General features: G+C 68.8%; 13 protein-coding genes. 7 read left to right on the top strand and 6 right to left on the bottom strand.

Annotated features, from left to right (window positions below; genetic code table 11):
* Positions 1–32: 32 nt before the first annotated feature.
* The 5 genes from KDK82_RS18705 (at position 33) to KDK82_RS18685 (ending at position 9,101) form a co-directional block, all read left to right on the top strand.
* Positions 33–1,013: a tripartite tricarboxylate transporter substrate binding protein gene (locus KDK82_RS18705; protein ID WP_179217938.1), complete on the top strand. Its 981-nt coding sequence runs from the start codon at positions 33–35 to the stop codon at positions 1,011–1,013.
* Positions 1,014–1,053: 40 nt separating this feature from the next.
* Complete coding sequence (locus KDK82_RS18700) at positions 1,054–1,845, top strand: VOC family protein (protein WP_088165875.1); 792 nt, start codon at positions 1,054–1,056, stop codon at positions 1,843–1,845.
* Between the two features lie 32 nt (positions 1,846–1,877).
* Positions 1,878–2,717 carry a pyrroline-5-carboxylate reductase gene (gene proC / locus KDK82_RS18695; protein WP_013804459.1) on the top strand — a complete coding sequence of 280 codons (840 nt, stop codon included), beginning with the start codon at positions 1,878–1,880 and terminating at the stop codon, positions 2,715–2,717.
* A 256-nt stretch (positions 2,718–2,973) separates the two neighbouring features.
* Complete coding sequence (locus KDK82_RS18690; RefSeq protein ID WP_088165874.1) at positions 2,974–5,997, top strand: hypothetical protein; 3,024 nt, start codon at positions 2,974–2,976, stop codon at positions 5,995–5,997.
* A gap of 233 nt (positions 5,998–6,230) precedes the next feature.
* Positions 6,231–9,101 carry a hypothetical protein gene (locus KDK82_RS18685; RefSeq protein ID WP_088165873.1) on the top strand — a complete coding sequence of 957 codons (2,871 nt, stop codon included), beginning with the start codon at positions 6,231–6,233 and terminating at the stop codon, positions 9,099–9,101.
* Here KDK82_RS18685 and ubiA read toward each other — a convergent pair.
* From ubiA to recG, 6 genes are all read right to left on the bottom strand, one after another.
* Entirely contained in the window at positions 9,034–9,903 is an 870-nt protein-coding gene (gene ubiA, locus KDK82_RS18680; RefSeq protein WP_088165872.1) for a 4-hydroxybenzoate octaprenyltransferase, read from the bottom strand. The two genes, KDK82_RS18685 and ubiA, sit on opposite strands and share 68 nt — an antisense overlap.
* 126 nt (positions 9,904–10,029) lie before the next feature.
* A complete protein-coding gene (locus KDK82_RS18675; protein ID WP_088165871.1) occupies positions 10,030–10,827 on the bottom strand; it encodes a phosphatase PAP2 family protein in 798 nt (265 codons plus the stop codon).
* 59 nt (positions 10,828–10,886) lie between these two features.
* Positions 10,887–11,492 (bottom strand): Dps family protein, encoded by a 606-nt coding sequence (locus tag KDK82_RS18670; protein WP_088165870.1) that lies wholly within the window; start codon positions 11,490–11,492, stop codon positions 10,887–10,889.
* Between the two features lie 120 nt (positions 11,493–11,612).
* Complete coding sequence (locus KDK82_RS18665) at positions 11,613–12,578, bottom strand: LysR substrate-binding domain-containing protein (RefSeq protein ID WP_013804463.1); 966 nt, start codon at positions 12,576–12,578, stop codon at positions 11,613–11,615.
* Positions 12,579–12,804: 226 nt separating this feature from the next.
* A complete protein-coding gene (locus KDK82_RS18660; RefSeq protein ID WP_088165869.1) occupies positions 12,805–13,578 on the bottom strand; it encodes an MHYT domain-containing protein in 774 nt (257 codons plus the stop codon).
* Positions 13,579–13,913: 335 nt separating this feature from the next.
* Positions 13,914–16,148 carry an ATP-dependent DNA helicase RecG gene (gene recG / locus KDK82_RS18655; RefSeq protein ID WP_088165868.1) on the bottom strand — a complete coding sequence of 745 codons (2,235 nt, stop codon included), beginning with the start codon at positions 16,146–16,148 and terminating at the stop codon, positions 13,914–13,916.
* 194 nt (positions 16,149–16,342) lie between these two features.
* Between recG and KDK82_RS18650 the strand changes: the two genes are divergently transcribed.
* Both KDK82_RS18650 and queA read left to right on the top strand, forming a co-directional pair.
* Complete coding sequence (locus KDK82_RS18650; RefSeq protein ID WP_013804466.1) at positions 16,343–17,602, top strand: HD-GYP domain-containing protein; 1,260 nt, start codon at positions 16,343–16,345, stop codon at positions 17,600–17,602.
* A 98-nt stretch (positions 17,603–17,700) separates the two neighbouring features.
* Positions 17,701–18,798 carry a tRNA preQ1(34) S-adenosylmethionine ribosyltransferase-isomerase QueA gene (queA, locus tag KDK82_RS18645; protein WP_088165867.1) on the top strand — a complete coding sequence of 366 codons (1,098 nt, stop codon included), beginning with the start codon at positions 17,701–17,703 and terminating at the stop codon, positions 18,796–18,798.
* Positions 18,799–18,885 lie beyond the last annotated feature (87 nt).

The raw sequence follows: 18,885 nt of genomic DNA, 5'->3' as shown, positions 1-18,885 counted from the left end.
GCCCGCTAATGCGCTTGAAAAGGAGCCTTCCCATGCCCCATCCACCCTCACGCCGCCAGCTGCTGCTGGCCACGGCCGCCGCATGCCTGCTGGGGCCGGCCGGCACGGCATCCGCGCAGGGCGCCGCCCCGCTCAAGCTGGTCATCACCTTCCCGCCGGGGGGCAGCACCGACATCGCCGCCCGCATACTGCAGCCGCGCCTGGGCGAGGTGGCCGGGCGCCCGGTGATCGTGGAGAACCGCCCCGGCGCCGCCAGCCAGATCGCCACCCAGTACGTGGCCAAGTCCGCCCCGGACGGCAACACCCTGCTGTTCAGCTTCGACACCCATGCCATCAATCCCATCGCCAAGTCCCGGCTGCCCTACGACACCTTCAAGGACTTCACGGGCGTGTCGCTGGCGCTGCGCTTCCCGCTGGTGATCGGCGCCTCGGCCTCGGTGCCCGCCAAGGACCTGGCCGGCTTCCTGGAACTGGCGCGCCGCAACCCGGGCAAATACAGCTACGCATCGACCGGCCTGGGGTCCATGAACCACCTGGTGATGGAGGACATCAAGCGCCGCTCGGGCACCTACGTGCTGCACGTGCCCTACGGCGGCGGCGGCCCGGCCGTGCAGGCCGTGCTCGGCAATGTGTCCGACCTCACCCTGCTCAGCTATGCGGCGCTGCGCGGCCAGATTTCGGCGGGCAAGATCAAGCCGCTGGCGGTGACCGGCCTCAAGCGCCTGCCCGAGCTGCCCGACGTGCCCACCGTGGCCGAGTCCGGCTTCCCGGGCTTCGAGGCCTATTCGTGGATCGGCGTGTTCGCACCTTCCGCCACGCCGGCAGCCACGGTGCACAAGCTCACCGAAGACTTCCAGGCCACGCTGAACACGCCCGACATCCGCAGCAAGCTCATGCAGTCGGGCTTTGAAGTCATGGCCACGGACGGACCCGCCCTCGACCGCTGGGTGCGCCAGGAATATGAGCGCTGGGGCCGCTTCGTGCGCGACAACAAGGTCCAGCTCGAAGACTGAGAATCCGGACGGCACCCCCTTACACCACACAGGAGCATTCATGGCACTTCCGCTGGACCACATCGTCATCGCCGTGCAGGACCTCGAGGCCGCCGTGGCGGACTACCGCGCGCTGGGCTTCAAGGTCGCCATCGGCGGCCGCCATCCGGGCCGCACCTCGCACAACGCACTGGTCGTGTTTGCCGACGGCGCCTACCTGGAGATCATTGCCTGGACCGCCCCGGCGCCCGAAGAGCGCTGGTACCGCACGCTGCGCGACCATGGCGAGGGGCTGGTGGACTTCGCCCTGCTGCCCCAAAGCACCTCCCAGGCGCTGGCCGAGGCACGCGGGCGGGGGCTGGATACCCTGGTCGGCCCCGTGGACGGAGGCCGCGTGCGCCCCGATGGCGCGCAACTGCTGTGGCAGACGGCGCGCCACGCCACGCCCGACCTGCCCTTCCTGTGCGGCGACGTCACGCCGCGCGCGCTGCGCGTGCCCGAGGGCAGCGTGCGCGAGCATCCCAACGGCGCGCTGGGCGTGGCCTCGCTGACCGTCGCCGTGCACGACCTGGACGCCAGCCTGGACCGCTACCGGGCGCTGCTGGGCCCGGGCCTGCCGCTGCAGAGGCTGGACGACCAGGGCGCGCGGCTGGCATTGCCGGGCTTCGATCTGCTGCTGCAAGGCGCGCGGGCACTGGCGGCCTCCGACGCACTGCGCCAGCGCCTTGCCACGCGCGGAGAGGGCCCTTGCGCGCTCACCCTGCGCCAGCGGCCCGGCGCCCCGGCACAGCCCCTGGACCTGGCCGCCAGCCATGGCGTGGACATGCGCTGGCACGGTGGGAACACGCTCTAAACTCTTCGCTTTCCTTCTCCACCGCCACCAGCATGAACACCGTTTCCACAGCCTCCCCTGTCATCGCCTTCATCGGTGGCGGCAACATGGCCAGCGCCATCATCGGCGGACTGATCGGCCAGGGCCAATCCGCAGACCGCATCGTCGTCGTCGAACCCTTCGAGGCTGCACGCGACGCGCTGCGCACGAACTTCGGCATCACGGCCCATGCCGATGCCGCGGCCGCCGCCAGCGCGCTGGACGGTGCCAGCATCGTGGTCTGGGCCGTCAAGCCCCAGACCTTCAAGGAAGCCGCCCAGGCCGTGGCGCCGCACACCGCCCAGGCCCTGCACCTGAGCGTGGCCGCCGGCATTCCCACGGACTCCATCGCCCAGTGGCTGGGCACGGGCCGCATCGTGCGCGCCATGCCCAATACGCCGGCCTTGGTGGGCAAGGGCATGACGGGCCTGTTCGCCCGCGCCCAGGTCGATGCCGCAGGCAAGAGCGCCATCGAGCAGGTGGTAGCCACCACGGGCCAGTTCGTCTGGGTCGACCAGGAAGCGCACCTGGACGCCGTGACCGCACTGTCGGGCTCGGGCCCGGCCTATGTCTTCCTGTTCCTCGAAGCCATGACACAGGCCGGCGTGGACATGGGCCTCACGGCCGAGCAGTCCTACCGCCTGGGCGTGGCCACCTTCCAGGGCGCATCGGAACTGGCCGCCCGCTCCACCGAAAGCGCCGACGTGCTGCGCCAGCGCGTGACCAGCAAGGGCGGCACCACCCACGCCGCCATCACCCACATGCAGGCGCAACAGGTGCCCGAGCATTTCGTGGCCGCCATGCGGGCGGCGGAAACACGGGCCAAGGAGCTGGCCGCCGAATTCGGCAGGTAGGACACGCCCGCGCGCGCCCCTCTTTGTGGTGGCAAGGGAACGGTGCGCCAGATTCCTGCAAAAACCAGATAGTTCTGATGGTGGAAGCAAGCGGCACTCGGTAGAAATCGGCAATTGACCGGCAGCGCGGAAAGCCCCGCGCCGGTCATGACCTGCCACCGCAGTTTCCACCAAGCATTCGCCTCGGCGGGACGTGCATCGCCTGCCCGCCCCTGTCCATGGCTTGCCTTGGATTCGCTGCATTCAAGGAGAAAGCATGCGTTTCCATCCCCCTTCCGTGCCCAGGCGGCGCCGCAGCAAGCCGGCCTTGGCGGCATGCCTGCTCTGGGCATCGACCGGCCTGGCCCACGCAGTACCCGGCCCCTCCCAAAGTCCTGCCCACCACCGCGCGCACACACCAGCGCACTCACCAGCCCATGCCCCAGCACATGGCTCCGCCCAGGCCCGGCAGATACCGCACGCGCAGCAGGCCCTGCAGGGCCTGTCCGTGCCGTTCGAGGCCAACAGCGGCCAATTCGACCCTGCCGTGGCCTTCACAGGCCGCACCTTCGCGGGCGCGATCCACGTCACCCGCCAGGGCCAGATCGTCTACAGCCTGGCCGCGCCCACGCAGCAGCAGGGCGTGACCTCGGCCCCTCCGCCCGAGATGCCTCCCCAAGCACCTCCCAAGAAGCCGCCCAGGACGCCCGCAGGTACCAAACCCCAGGCACCGCCCCAGACCCCTCCGGCCACCCAGCCCCTGTCCGGCTGGAGCCTCACCGAAACCCTGGCCGGCGCGCTGCCGCTGTCGCCCACGGGCGGCGAGGCCGCCGCCACCCAGATCACCCGCTTCAGCGGCCCCCACAGCTATCAGCCGGCCACCTACCGCAACCTGCACCTGGGCCAGGCCTGGCCCGGCGTGCAGGTGGAACTGGCCGTGCGCGGCGCCAATGTGGAAAAGCTCTTTCACGTGGCCCCGCAGGCAGACCCCGGGCAGATCCAGGTGCGCGTGGACGGCGCGCTGTCCCTGCGCCTGGGCGAAGGCGGCGAACTGGTGGCCGCCACAGGCCATGGCGACGTGGCCTACACGGCGCCCGTGGCCTTCCAGGAAGTTGCGGGGCGGCGCGTGGAGGTGCCCGTGCAGTACGCTCTCAACAGCCGGGGCGATGGCTACGGCTTTGCGCTGGGGGCCTATGATCAGGCGCTGCCGCTGGTGATCGACCCCTTCCTGCAGAGCACCTACCTTGGCGGGTCTGGCAACGATGCCATCACCGCCCTGGCCCTGACCCCTGCGGGGCAGGTGCTGGTGGCCGGCATAACCCGCTCCAGCGATTTCCCCGGCACAGCCGGCGGGGCCCTGGCCCCCTCAGCGGCCGACGTTCACCTCTTTGTGGCACGCCTGTCCGGCGACCTGCGCACCCTGGAGCAAAGCTCCTATCTGGGCATGAACGATGGAGGAGACTTCCACTTCCCCAGCATGGCCATCTTGCCCTCGGGCGATGTGGTGGTGGCGGGCGACACCTCGAGCGGAAATCTTCCTGGCGCGGTGAACGGAGCGCAACCGGCAAATCCAGGCGCACGCAGCGGCTTTGTCACACGCCTGTCGGCCGATCTGCGCACCCTGGTGCAGAGCACCTATCTGGGGGGAAGCGGTCGGGACAGCCTGGCAGCCCTGGCCATCACCCCCTCGGGCGACATCGTGGTGGGCGGATCTACGGAGTCCTCCGATTTCCCCGGTACGGCACAGGGCGCCATTGCGGACGTAGCGCCAAATACCCGCAACGGCTTTGCGGCCCTGCTATCGGCAGACCTGCGCACGCTGGTGCGCAGCACCTATATCACCGGAGCAGACTCGCCTACGGCACTGGCCCTCACGCCTTCGGGGGACGTGCTGGTCGCCGGCTTCACATATTCCACCAACCTGCCTGCCACCACCGGCAGCGCCCAGCCCAACCCGGCGAGTGGGAGCGACGGCTTCATCACACACCTGTCCGGCGACCTGCGCACGCTGAAACAGAGCACCTACCTGGGTGGATCGACCGATGACGTCATCACCGCATTGGCCATCACGCCCTCCGGGGAAGTGGTGGTGGGCGGCCATACCCAATCAACCGACCTGCCGGGCACGGCGGGCGGCGCACAGCCGACTACCCAACTCATCCGCAACTACAGCAGCGGCTTCATCACACGCCTGTCCGGCGATCTGCGCACGCTGAGGCAGAGCACCTACCTGGGTGCCTGGTCCCGTGACGAGATCACCGCATTGGCCATCACGCCCTCCGGGGAGGTGGTGGTGGGCGGCAATACCTTAGCCTCCGACTTTCCTGGGACGGCAGGCGGCGCACAGCCGACTCCGGCTCTCGGCGACCCCGGCTACCAGTGCGGCTTTGTCACACGCCTGTCCGGCGACCTGCGCACGCTGGAGCAGAGCTCCTACCTGAGCGGCACGCACTATGACGCCATCACCGCATTGGCCACCACGCCCTCCGGGGAAGTGGTGGTGGGCGGCTATACCCAATCCCGCAACCTGCCGGGCATGGCCGGTGGCGCACAGGAGACCAATGCAGGCACTGCAGACGGCTTCATCACACGCCTGTCCGCCGACCTGCGCGCCGTCTCCCCCCAGGCCATCACCTTCCCGCCCCAGGCCGATCAGGTGCTTACCGCGACCGGCGACACCTTCCAGATCAGCCCGATCGCCACGGCCAATTCCGGCCTGGCCGTGAACTACACCGCCCATACGCCGGCCGTGTGCACCGTCTCGGGCACCACGGTCACCATGGTGGATGCGGGCCCCTGCATGCTGGAGGCCTGGCTGCCCAGCGTGCCCGGCCAGTGGCTGGCAGCCAACGGCATCTTCGTGACCCTGCAGATCCGCAGGCCGCAGGTGATCTCCTTCCCGGCCCAGGCCGACCAGCCCTTCACGGCCGGCGCCAGCTTCGACCTCGGCCCGCCCGCCACGGCCAGTTCGAACCTGCCGGTGGACTACGCCAGCACCACGCCCGGCGTTTGCACGGTCTCGGGCGCCACGGTGACCATGGTCAGCGCAGGCACCTGCAGGCTCACAGCCAGCCAGCCGGGCAACACGCTGTGGCTGGCGGCCACTGACGTGTCGCAGGACATCGAACTCGTGGCCATCCCGCCGCCTCCTCCTCCCGCACCCGGCCCGGGACCCGGCGCTGCGTCCCCCGTGCCCGTGCCCACCCTGGGCCCCTGGGCCCTGGCCTGGCTGGGCACGCTGGCGGCAGGCCTTGGCGCCATCTCGCTGCGCCGCCGGGCGCGCCATAGCAGCGCTCGCTAGCAACGCACGCGTGGCCGGGCAGGAGGGGATAGCCCCCGTGCCGGTCACGCCCCAGGAACCCGGCCCCGCCAGGCCTCCGCCTGCGGGGCTCACGCCCGGAGGCAGGCTTGCCTCGGGGCGGCCGCATTCAGGGAGACCCCATGAGCCTCTTTCTTCAGCCTGCGCCCTGGCTCCGGTGGCGCAGCACAAGTCGCCCAGCCCTCCTCTGGCTCGCCATGGCAGCAGCCGCATGCATGGCCGCCAGCACCGCCCATGCAGCGCCGGGTGAGAGACCCGGTGCGGCGCAGTTGCAGCATGCGAAGCAGGCCCTGCAGGGCCTGTCCATGCCCTTCGAAGCCAACAGCGGCCAGTTCGACCCGGCCGTGGCCTTCATGGGCCGGACCTTCGCGGGCGCCGTCCATGTCACGCACCAGGGGCAGATCGTGTACGGCCTGCCCGGGCCCGACACGGGACGGCTGGCGGACTGGGCAAGAAGCAAAGCGGCCGGCGGTGCGCCCAAGAGCGCCCCCATCCTGCGGCCCGGCTGGAGTCTCACGGAAACCCTGGTCGGCGCGCTGCCGCTGTCGCCCTCGGGCGGCGAGGCAGCCGGCACCCAGATCACCCGCTTCAGCGGCCCGCACCGCTACCAGCCGGCCACCTACCGCAACCTCCACCTGGGCCAGGCCTGGCCCGGCGTGCAGGTGGAGCTGGCCGTGCGCGGCACCAATGTGGAAAAGCTCTTTCACGTGGCGCCGCAGGCCGACCCCGGGCAGATCCAGGTGCGCGTGGACGGCGCGCTGTCCCTGCGCCTGGGCGAAGGCGGCGAACTGGTGGCCGCCACAGGCCATGGCGATGTGGCCTATACCGCGCCCGTGGCCTTCCAGGAAGTTGCGGGGCGGCGCGTGGAGGTGCCCGTGCAGTACGCGCTCAACAGCCAGGGCGATGGCTACGGGTTCGCACTGGGAGCGTATGACCGGGCGCTGCCGCTGGTGATCGATCCACTGCTGCAGAGCATCTATCTGGGCAGCCCCGAGAGTTCCTGGATAGAGGCCATAGCCACAGCCGCCCCTTCAGGCGACGTGCTGCTGGCCGGCACTACCCTTTCCAACCGATTCCCCGGCACTGCGGGTGGAGCGCAGCCTGCGAGCCCCCCTGGCATATTTGCATTGCATGGCTTCGTCGCCCGGCTGTCCAGTGATCTGAGCCGCCTGATACAGAGCACCTACCTGAGCGGGTCGTGGGGCAGCCAGATCCACGCACTGGCCGTCACAGCGTCGGGTGACGTGGTGGTAAGCGGCGAGACGATGACCAGCGATTTTCCCGGCACGGCCGGGGGAGCACAGCCTGTGTCGCTCAGCGTTCCTGCGGGCTTCGTCGCCCGGCTTTCCGGCGACCTGCGCACCCTGGAGCAGAGCACCTATCTGACCGGAGACGGCTGGGTGGTCGCCACTGCCCTGGCCCTTCCTGCCTCGGGGGAGGTCGTGGTGGCCGGGGACACCCTTGCCAAGGACCTGCCCCGCGCGGCCAACGGAGCCCAGCCCGCCCTAAGCGCCGATCGTGACGGCTTCGTCATGCGCCTGTCCGCCGACCTGCGCACCGTGGTGCAAAGCACCTATCTGGGCGGGACGGGAGCGGAGAGTATCTCCAATATCGCCATCGGACCTTCAGGAGAGATACTCGCCGGCGGGCAGACCCAATCCCCCGATCTGCCTGCCACGGCGCACGCAGCCCAGCCAGACATCAGCGGCGATGCCGACGGCTTCATCGCATTGCTTTCAGGCGATCTGCGCACCCTGGTGCGCAGCTCCTACCTGGGGGGGAACGGCTGGGAGACACTCTCGGCATTGGCCTTCCACCCCTCGGGAGAGATCGTGGCAGCCGGGCAAACATCGTCCTCTGCCTTTCCTGGCACGAGCGGTGGTGCGCAGCCTGCCAGCAATGGCAACTACCCCGGCTACATCACAAGGCTGTCCGCCGATCTGCGCACCCTGTTGCAGAGCACCTATCTGGGCGGCGCAAACCCAGACTGGATCGCTGCCCTGGCCATCGCTCCTTCGGGCGAGATCCTGGTGGCCGGCAACACCTCATCCGACAATTTTCCCGGCATGGCGGGCGCCATTGAGCCTGTCTACGGTGGTGGATTTCAAACCGGCTACGTGGCACGCCTGTCGGACGATCTGCGCACCTTGGAGCAAAGCACCTACCTGGGCGCAAGCGGCCTGGATGGTGTCACCGCGCTGCACATCACTGCTTCTGGCGAGCTTCTGGCCGGGGGCTACTCCGGAGCACAGTTCACGAACCCTGATGCCTTTGTCTCACTCCTGACCGTGGACCTGCGCGCCCTCTCCCCCCAGACCATCACCTTTGGGCCACAGGCCAGCCAGGTCCTCGGCAGCCCTGGCTCCACCTTCACCATAGACCCTCCCGCCACGGCCAGCTCCGGCCTGCCGGTGGACTACAGCAGCCCCACCCCGGCCGTCTGCACCGTCTCGGGCACCACGGTCACGATGATCGATGGCGGCATCTGCACGCTGGTGGCCCGCCAGGCGGGCAATGCCCACTGGCTGCCCGCCGACGCAAGCGCCGATGTCCGCATCCGCAGAACCCAGGCGATCCACTTCCCGGCCCAGGCCAGCCGGACCTTCGAGGCGGGGACGGCCTTTGCCATCGACCCGCCCGCCACGGCCAGCTCCGGCCTGCCGGTGGATCATGCCAGCACGACGCCAGGCATCTGCACGGTCTCGGGCAACAGGGTCACGATGGCAGGCGAAGGCATCTGCACGGTGACCGCCAGCCAGCCCGGCGATGCACGGTGGATGCCGGCCACCGAGGTGGCGCAGGACATCGCGCTGACTGCGGTGGTGCCGCCTACCCTGCCGCCCCCCGTAGATCCTCCTGTAGATCCACCCGTAGATCCTCCTGTGGATCCACCTGTGACTCCACCCGTGCCACCGCCCGCTCCGGCGCCCATTCCCGCACTCGGCGCCTGGCAGCTGGCACTGCTGGGTGCCATGGCGGCAGGCTGCGGAGCGCACGCACTGCGGCGGCGTGGCGCCTTCAGCGCAAGGCGAACCCCAGCGCCACGCCCGCGAACAGGCTGGCACCGATCCAGTGGCTCTTGCTGAAGGCGACGAAGCAGCCCTCGCGCGTGCGGTGGCGGATCAGGGTGAAGTGCCAGATCACCTGGGCCTCGGCCACGGCCAGGCCCAGCCAGAAAGGCCAGGCCAGGCCATAGGGCGCCAGCGCCCAGATAGTGAGCAGGCCGCAGAGCACGAAAAAGCCCATGACGGCCACCACGTCGAAGCGGCCCAGGGTGATGGCCGAGGTCTTCATGCCGATCCTGAGGTCGTCGTCGCGGTCCACCATGGCGTATTCGGTGTCATAGGCCAGCACCAGGAACATGTTGGCGAGCCACAGAATCCAGGCCGTGGCCGGCACCTGGCCCTGCACGGCGGCGAAGGCGATGACGATGCCGAAGTTGAAGGCAATGCCCAGGAAGGCCTGGGGCATGGCGAAGAAGCGCTTGGTGAACGGGTAGAGGATGGTGAACAGCACGGCGGGCACGGACCAGGCCACGGCTTCCCAGCGCGTGGTCAGCACCAGGCCCAGCGAGACCAGGGCCAGGGCCGCGCCCAGCAGCGCGGCCTCCTTGACCGAGACCTGCCCCGAGGTGATGGGCCGCTGCGTGGTGCGCTTGACGTGGCGGTCGAAGTCGCGGTCGGCGATGTCGTTGATGCAGCAGCCGGCGCTGCGCATCAGCACCGTGCCCAGCACGAAGACCACCAGCAGATGCCAGCCCGGAAACCCGCCCGCTGCCACCCACAGTGCGGCCAGCGTGGGCCAGACCAGGACCAGCCAGCCGGCCGGCCGGTTGAAGCGGACCAGGTCCAGGTAGAGCGACAGTTTGCTGCGCCGGGGCGCAGGCATGGGCGTAGAGGAGGTGGTGGGCATGGCGTCAGGGCGCCGATGGCGACCGTGGGCCGACCATCGCACGCATCACATTCGAAAATGCCCGCATTGTCGCCGCTGGACGGGCGGGCTCAGCGGCGCGCCTCAGCAGCGCCTGCCGGCAACGCGGGTTTGCGCCCACTCCACGGCACAGATCACCAGCGCCATCCAGGCCAGGCCCAGCAGCCAGCCGGCCAGCACATCGCTGCCATAGTGCACGCGCAGCACCACGCGGCTGGTGCCCACGCCCAGGGCGACAGCCAGGGCCGCCAGGCCCACGGGCCAGCGCCAGGCCGGGCGCAGGTACGGCAGCAGCAGCCAGGCCAGCATCAGGTAGAGCACGAAGGTGCCCGCGCTGTGGCCGCTGGGGAAACTGAAGCCGCCTTCAGGCACCCAGCCACCCACGGGGCGCGGACGGCCCACGCTGGTCTTGATGGCGCGTATCCACAGGCCCACGCCAGCCGTGGCCACCACCCAGGCGGCCGCATGCAGCCAGTCGCGCCGCCACAGCAGCAGCGCCAGCACGGCGGCCGACAGCGACACCATCCAGGCCACATTGCCCAGTTGGGTGAAGGCGACCACGGGGCGCACCCAGGCATCGGTGGCATGGCCGGCCAGCCACAGGTGCAGGGCCTCGTCGAGCACCGGCCAGTCGGTGCAGGTGGCGCAGCCTGCGGGCTGGGCCAGGCCCAGCATGTCGCGCACCATCACGGCCAGTGCCAGCAAGGCCAGCACGCCGGCGGCAGCCAGGCCCAGCCATGCGGCCCGCGGCATGGACAGGCCTGCGTGGCGCAGCCGGGCCGTGGCAGGCAGGCGCAGATAGAAAAAAAGGCCGCCCAGGGCGGCCAGTACCAGGCACAGGCCGCCCGTGGCGGCGTGTGCGTCAATCCAGGTCCAGAGCATGCGGTGGCATCACTCCCGGGCCAGGGTGGGTACGCGGGAAGACTGGGGTTTGCGCAGCATCAGTCTTCGAGCAGGGCGCGCAGCATCCAGGCGGTCTGCTCGTGCACGGTCAGGCGCTGGGTCAGCAGGTCGGCCGTGGGTTCGTCGCTGGCCTTGTCGGCCAGGGGGAACAGGCTGCGCGCCGTGCGGGCCACGGCCTCGTGGCCGGCGACCAGGATGCGCACCATCTCCAGGGCCTTGGGCGGGTCGTGGGGCACGTCGGCCAGGCTGGTGAGCTTGCCGAAGTCGGCATAGGAGCCCGGCGCGAAATGGCCCAGCGCACGGATGCGCTCGGCGATGGGGTCGACGGCGTTCCACAGCTCCGTGTACTGCCCCATGAACATGGTGTGCAGCGTGTTGAACATCGGGCCGGTGACGTTCCAGTGGAAATTGTGCGTGGTCAGATACAGCGTGTAGGTGTCGGCCAGCAGGGCCGACAGGCCCTTGGCGATGGCCGCGCGGTCCTTGTCGCTGATGCCGATATGGATGGCGGAGGAGCGCACGGACGCCGGTGCCACGTCGGCCAGTGCGGTCTTTGCAGGCTGCACTGCCTTGTCGGCCTTGTCGGCCTGCACGGCCTCTGGCTTCTTTGCACCGGACTTGTCTTTGCTGGCATTTTTGGCCATGGGATCCCTTTCAGCTTCGTACAAACGGAAGATGCTCCCGGCAGGTCGCCCGGGAGCCAGTTGCAACGATAACGCAAGCGCAGCGGCCCCGCAGGCCCGGCGCACGCGCCGGTGCGGTCATCAGGACAGGCGTTTGACGCCGGGCAAGGCGCAGGCGTAGACCGCGTTGCGCAGGGCGGCGATGGCCTCGTAGCGCGTGAAGCTGCGGCGCCAGGCCAGGACTACGCGGCGTGTCGGCGGGGCCGAGCCGTCGTCCTCGAGGATGGGCAGGTAGCGGATGTGCGGCTCGTCGGTCTTGCGGCGGCGCGCCGTGGTCTCCAGCGCATCGGCGGGCACGGACAGGCGCGGCACCAGGGTCACGCCCATGCCGGCGGCCACCATGTGCTTGATGGTCTCCAGCGACGAGCCTTCGAAGGTGCGGCGAATGCCTTCGGCATTGCTGGCATAGCGTGCGAACTCGGGGCAGACCTGGAGCACATGGTCGCGGAAGCAGTGGCCCGAGCCCAGCAGCAGCATGGTCTCGTTCTTGAGATCGCTGGTGGAGACGTGGTCTTTCTGGGCCAGCGCATGGGTGCTTGGAACGGCGGCCATGAAGGGCTCGTCGTACAGCGGCGCCAGCGCCAGGCCGGTGTCGGGGAAGGGCTCGGCGACGATGGCGCAGTCGATTTCGCCGGTGCGCAGCATCTCCAGCAGCTTGATGGTGTAGTTCTCCTGCAGCATCAGCGGCATCTGCGGCGTGCGCATGATGGAGTTGCGCACCAGGTCAGGCAGCAGGTAGGGGCCGATGGTGTAGATCACACCCAGGGTGAGCACGCCGGACAGCGGGTCCTTGCCGCGCTTGGCGATTTCCTTGATCTCGGCGGCCTGCTCCAGCACGCTTTGCGCCTGACGGATGATCTCCTCGCCCAGAGACGTGACCGACACTTCGCCGGCACTGCGCTCGAAGAGCTTGACATCGAGCTCCTCCTCCAGCTTCTTGATCGCCACGGACAACGTGGGCTGGGACACATAACAGGCTTCGGCGGCGCGGCCAAAATGCTTTTCACGTGCCACGGCCACGATGTATTTGAGTTCGGTAAGTGTCATTGGCGAGCTGTGTCTGGGAGGGAGCCTCGGAAAATACGATGGTCTTACACCAAGAACCTGTGCCGGAACCTTTGTGCAATCAGGCCTTGCGGCCCGCTTGCCGGGGTGCTCCCCTAAAAAGTTCCTGCACAGGTTCTAGGATTTGTCCTAATTCGATTGTGCCAGTCCTCGTCCGCGCATGACCACTGCGCGCTCCCCGACCCGCCGGCTTTTTGTATTTATCCACCTAGTGCAACGGCCGGCGCATCCGGTCGCGTTGCTGCATGAGCTGGTCCATGCCTATCAATGCAGCCAGGCCTATGGCCACGATCACGGTAAAGACCGGAAGGTCCAGGGCGCTGATCACGGCAAAGCCTTGCGGCCTAGCATAACGCTGTGCCTCTGAAATGCATACGAAGTCCGCTGCGGCCATGCCGGTGTAGTGCATGGAACAGACCGCCGCGCCCATGACGGCAGCGGCCAGCGCACGCATGCCCGGCGAGCTGGTGCGAAACGACAGCCACAGCGCGGCGCTGGCCGCGGCCACGGCGATGCCCACGGACAGCAGCACGGTGGGAACGGACCAGACGATGAAGCCCGGAAAGCGCATGCCATACATGCCCAGGTAATGCATGAAGGCCACTCCCAGGCCCAGCAGGGTGCCCGCGCCCAGCACGCGCGCCCCGCTTTCGGGCCGCCGCGCGACAAAGGCCAGCGCCACCGAGGTGGCGGCAACGGCGGCGCACAGGGACAGCAGGGTTTCGACCATGGAGTAGCCCGAACCCATGCCCAGGTTCAGCGCCAGCATGCCCGTGAAATGCATGGACCACACGCCGATGCCGCCCAGCGCCGTGCCCGCCGCCAGCAGGTTCAGCCAGCTGATGCCCTCGCGTTCCCGGATGCGCTGCGCCGCAGTCAGGGCCACGAAGGAGCCCAATACGGCAATGCCATAGGACAGGGCCACCAGGCCCATGCGCCAGGAGGTCTCGACGATCTCATTCGCTTGAACGGCTTCATTCATGTTGGCAGCTCCTCATTCGCAGAAAAATGGGACAACACAAGAGTGATCGCGGCCGTCCTCCCCGTGGGGGAGGCTTGGCAGGCCATCCCCTCCCGGATGGAGCTACCCTGTTTTTTGTGACTCAATGTACCAAAAGGTCACAAATATTCAATGCCGTAACGGGACGGTGCTGTCACCGCCAGGACGGCATGAAGCGCTCCATTTCGATGGCTACAACGCGTGTGGAAACCATGTCTGGCGCGGGCTGCAGGCCTGCGGAAGATGCAGCCGCCAGGCAGCGCCCGGACACGTAAAAATACGTAACACAGCCACCCGACAGGAATGGAACGGGCCGATCAGGCCTTGAGGAATTCGGCCTTGCCGCCCAGCCAGCGGCCCACATGGCGCTGGGCCAGTTGCGGGTGCTGCTCCAGCATGCGCGGCGCCAGCTCGCGGGCCCAGTCGAGCAGCATCAGGTCCTGCTCCAGGTCGGCGAAGCGCAGCATGGGCGCGCCGGACTGGCGCGCGCCCAGGAATTCGCCGGGGCCGCGGATCTCCAGGTCGCGCCGCGCGATCTCGAAGCCGTCATTGGTCTCGGCCATGGCGCGCAGCCGGTCCTTGGCCGTCTCGCCCAGGCGCCCGCTGTCTCCCACCGAATACAGCAGCACGCAGGCCGAGGCCGCCGCCCCCCGCCCCACGCGCCCGCGCAGCTGGTGCAGCTGGGACAGGCCGAAGCGCTCCGCATGCTCGATGACCATGAGCGAGGCGTTGGGCACGTCCACGCCCACTTCGATCACCGTGGTGGAGACCAGCACGCCCATGACCCCGGCGGAGAACAGCTCCATCACGGCCTTCTTCTCGGCCGTGGGCATGCGCGAGTGCAGCAGGCCGACCATGACGTCGGGCAGCATCTCGCTCAGGTAGGCATGGGTGGCCGTGGCGTTGGACAGGTCCAGCGCCTCGCTTTCCTCGATCAGCGGGCAGACCCAGTAGACCTGTCGCCCTTCCGCGACCTGAGCGCCTATGCGCTCGATGACCTCGTCCTTGCGGCTGTCGGCAATGAGCTTGGTGACGATGGGCGTGCGGCCCGGCGGCAGCTCGTCGATGGTGGACACATCCAGGTCGGCGTAGTAGCTCATGGCCAGGGTGCGCGGGATGGGCGTGGCGCTCATCATCAGCAGATGGGGCTCCATGCCCGAGGCCGCGAGCTTCTGGCGCAGCGCCAGCCGCTGGGCCACGCCAAAGCGGTGCTGCTCGTCGATGACGGCCAGCGCCAGGTTCTTGAACTGCACCTGGTCCTGGATGACGGCGTGCGTGCCCACGACCAGGGCCGCCTCGCCGCTGTGGACCAGCTCCAGCATGGCGGTGCGCTCCTTCTTCTTCTGTGCGCCGGCCAGCCAGGCCACGCGCTTGCCCAGCGGGGCCAGCAGCGGCTCCAGCCAGCCGACCAGCTTGCCGAAATGCTGCTCGGCCAGGATTTCGGTGGGCGCCATCAGCGCGCACTGCCAGCCGGCCTCGATGCAGGCCACGGCCGACAGCGCCGCCACCACGGTCTTGCCCGATCCCACATCGCCCTGCAGCAGCCGGTGCATGGGCATGCGGCGCTCCATGTCGGCAAGGATCTCGGCCACCACGCGCTGCTGGGCGCCGGTCAGGCCAAAGGGCAATTGGTCCAGGAACTGGCGCGCCAGGCCCTGGGCGCTGTCCATGGGCAGGGCGCGCAGCACGGGCGCCCTGAGCCGCGCTCGCTCGCGCTTGGCCTCGTATTGGGATAGTTGCTGGGCCAGCAGCTCCTCGGCCTTCAGGCGCTGCCAGGCCGGGTGCGAATGGTCTTCCAGCGTAGCCAGGGCCACATCGGGCGTGGGGTGGTGCAGGAACTGCAGCGCATCGCGCAGGCTGAACAGCGGCGGCAGCCCGCCGTTGCCATGGAACTGCGCCACGGGCGGATGCTCGCCCTGGGGCAGCGTATCGGAGAGATCGGCGCGCAGCATGGCCGTGACCGCCGCGCGGCGGATGTAGGCCTGGGGCAGGCCCGCCACCGTGGGATAGACGGGCGTGAGCGCCGTGGGCAGGTCGCCGCCCGCCGCGCGAAACGCCGGGTGCAGCATCTGCCGGCCCCAGAAGCCGCCCTTGACCTCGCCGCGGATGCGCAGCCGCGCGCCCACGGACAGGGTTTTCTGGTGCGAGGGGTAGAAGCTGAAGAAGGTCAGCACGCATTCGGCCGTGCCATCGTCCACCGTGACCTTGAGCATGCGGCGCGGGCGCAGTTGCACCTCGCTGTGGGTCACCGTGGCCTCGATCTGCACCGTGTCGCCCTCGCGGGCATTGCGCAGCGCGGTGATGCGCGTCTCGTCCTCATAGCGCAGCGGCAGGTGCAGGGCCAGATCGATGTCGCGCACCAGGCCCATCTTCTGCAGCGCCTTCTGCGCGGCGCTGGCTGCGGGCTTGGCGGGCGCTGCTGGCTTGTCTCCCGCCTTGTCCGCTGCCTTGCCGCCCTTGCCTGCGGCCTTTCCCTTGCCGGCACGCGCGGCCTTGCCGCCGGGGGCGTCGCGCCCCAGATCTGGGAAGGCAGAGGAGACGTTCAAGGGCATGGGCTATCCTGTTTCAGAGCATGCGCATGGACATGGGCGGGCATGCAGCATAGTGTATGAATATACAGGTGTAGGCAACACGCCACGTTCATGCCGGATGCCCTTGCCCAAAGCACCCTTGAGGCCCCGGGTCTCTGGGGAAGCCGCTACCATGCACGCTGACGTTACGTAGTGTTACCCCGCCACCGAATGCCATGTTGAAGCGTATCAATGTCCAGCATGTCACTCTGGGCATGTTCCTGCACGAGTTCTGCGGCTCCTGGATGGAGCATCCTTTTTGGCGAACCCGTTTCCTGCTCCGCTCCGAGGCCGACCTCCAGCGCCTGCGCTCCACCTCCATCCAGGAGGTCTGGATCGACGTGCGCAAGGGCCTGGACGTAGGTGTCCAGGTGCCTTGCCTGCGCTTTGACCCGCAGGACGAGCTTCGCCACCAGATCCCGGACAGCGCCCGCCCTGTCTCCGAGCAGAGCACGGCCCCCATTTCCACCGCCACCGAACTGCGCCGCGCCGCCCAGACCTGCGTGCAGGCCAAGCAATTGCTCAGCCGCCTGTTCAGCGACGCGCGGCTGGGCCGGCCCGTGGACGCCACGGCCGCCGGGCAGCTGGTGGACGATGTGACGGCCTCCGTGGCGCGCAATCCCCACGCCCTGATCGGCCTGGCACGGCTGAAGACGGCCGACGACTACACCTACATGCACAGCCTGGCCGTGTGCGCGCTGATGGTGGCGCTGGCCAAGCGCATGGGCCTGGACGACCACAGCCTGCGCAAGGCCGGCATGGCCGGCCTCATGCACGATTTGGGCAAGACCGCGATCCCGGTTGCCGTGCTCAACAAGCCCGGGCCGCTGGACGATGCGGAATGGGCGCTGATGCGTGCCCACCCACGCCATGGCGAGCAGCTGCTGCGCCCGCTGGGCCTGGACGACGAGGTCATCGATGCCTGCCTGCACCACCACGAAAAGGTGGACGGCAGCGGCTACCCCGACGGACTGCAGCAGGGCGACATCGGCCTGCTGGCGCGCATGACGGCAATCTGCGATGTCTACGACGCCATCACCTCGGACCGGCCCTACAAGAAGGGCTGGCCGCCCTCGGAGGCGCTGCGGCGCATGGCCGAGTGGAGCCCCCGCCATTTCGACAAGCGGCTGTTCGAGCAGTTCGTGCAAACCGTGGGCATCTATCCGCTGGGCTCGCTGGTGCGCCTGCATTCGCAGCGCCTGGCCGTCGTGGTCGATGCCTCGCCGGGCAGCCTGCTGGCACCTCGCGTCAAGGTGTTCTATTCGCTGCGCCAGGCCTGCCGCATCACGCCCGAGATCGAGGACCTGTCCGAGAGCCAGGGCAACGACCGCATCATCGCGCGCGAGGACCCGGTGAACTGGGACTTCCCGGATCTGGAGACGCTGTGGCTGGAGTTCGAGCGCCAGCCCCAGACACAGGCCCAGATGGCCAAGTGACCGCCGCGAAATTCCGGGGATGACCCCAGGGTTTGCGACAATGGCGGACTTCCGTTCAACGAACTTGGAACGGGCCCTGTCCGGCCCTCAAGCACTGCATGTCCTCCCTGTCCCGTGTGTTTTCGCTCAGCGATTTCGACTTCGAGCTTCCTGAGAACCTGATCGCCCAGCATCCTGCCGCCCAGCGCAGCGCCTCGCGCCTGCTCGACGGCCGCGGCGATGCCACCCCGCCCACCGACCGCATCTTCCACGAGCTGCCCGACCTGCTGCAGCCCGGCGACCTGCTGGTGTTCAACGACACGCGCGTGCTCAAGGCGCGCATCTTCGGCGAGAAGGCCAGCGGCGGCCGGCTGGAGCTGCTGGTCGAGCGCGTGCTCGAAGGCAACGATGTCGTGGCCCACATGCGCGTCAGCAAGAAGCCCCTGCCCGGCTCGCGCATCCACCTGTGCGGCGGCAAGAACCGCGGCGGCTTCGACGCCGTGCTGCGCGGCCGCTGGCCCGACGAGAACGGCCCGCTGTTCCACCTGAGCTTCGAAGGCCCGCGCGGCGAGACGCCGCACGAGCTGATGGAGCGGTTCGGCCACCTGCCGCTGCCGCCCTATATCGAGCGCCACCAGGACACAGGCAACGACCCCGACGCCGCCGAAGACAGCGAGCGCTACCAGACCGTCTTCGCGGCCCGCCCCGGCGCCGTGGCCGCGCCCACGGCCGCCCTGCACTTTGACGACGCCGTGCTGGCCCGCCTGGCCGAGCGCGGCATCGAGCGCGCCAGCGTCACGCTGCACGTGGGCGCCGGCACCTTCCAGCCCGTGAAGACCGAGAACCTGGCCGACCACCAGATGCACAGCGAGTGGTACGAGATCCCGCTGGCCACGCTGGCTGCGCTGGAACGCTGCCGCCAGCGCGGCGGCCGCGTCGTCGCCGTGGGCACGACCACGGTGCGCACGCTGGAGTCCTGGGCCCAGACAGGCCAGTTCTCCGGCGACACGCGCATCTTCATCACGCCCGGCTTCGAGTACCAGGTGGTCGATCTGCTGATCACCAACTTCCACCTGCCCAAGAGCACGCTGATGATGCTGGTCAGCGCCTTCGCGGGCTACGAGCAGGTGATGGCGCTGTACCGCCATGCGATTGCGCAGGAGTACCGTTTCTTCAGCTATGGCGATTCCATGCTGTTGAAAAGAAGCACCCCCTGAGCGGCTTACGCCGCTTCCCCCTCTCTACCCGCTTCGCGGGGGAGGGGGACGACACCCTCGCGGCGGGGCGGCCCTTGCTTGGTGTCC

It is taken from the genome of Delftia sp. K82 (assembly GCF_002193035.1).
Taxonomy (GTDB): Bacteria; Pseudomonadota; Gammaproteobacteria; order Burkholderiales; family Burkholderiaceae_C; genus Comamonas; species Comamonas acidovorans.
The sequence above is the reverse complement of the archived record's forward strand: the minus strand, read 5'-3'. Positions and strand labels throughout refer to the sequence as shown.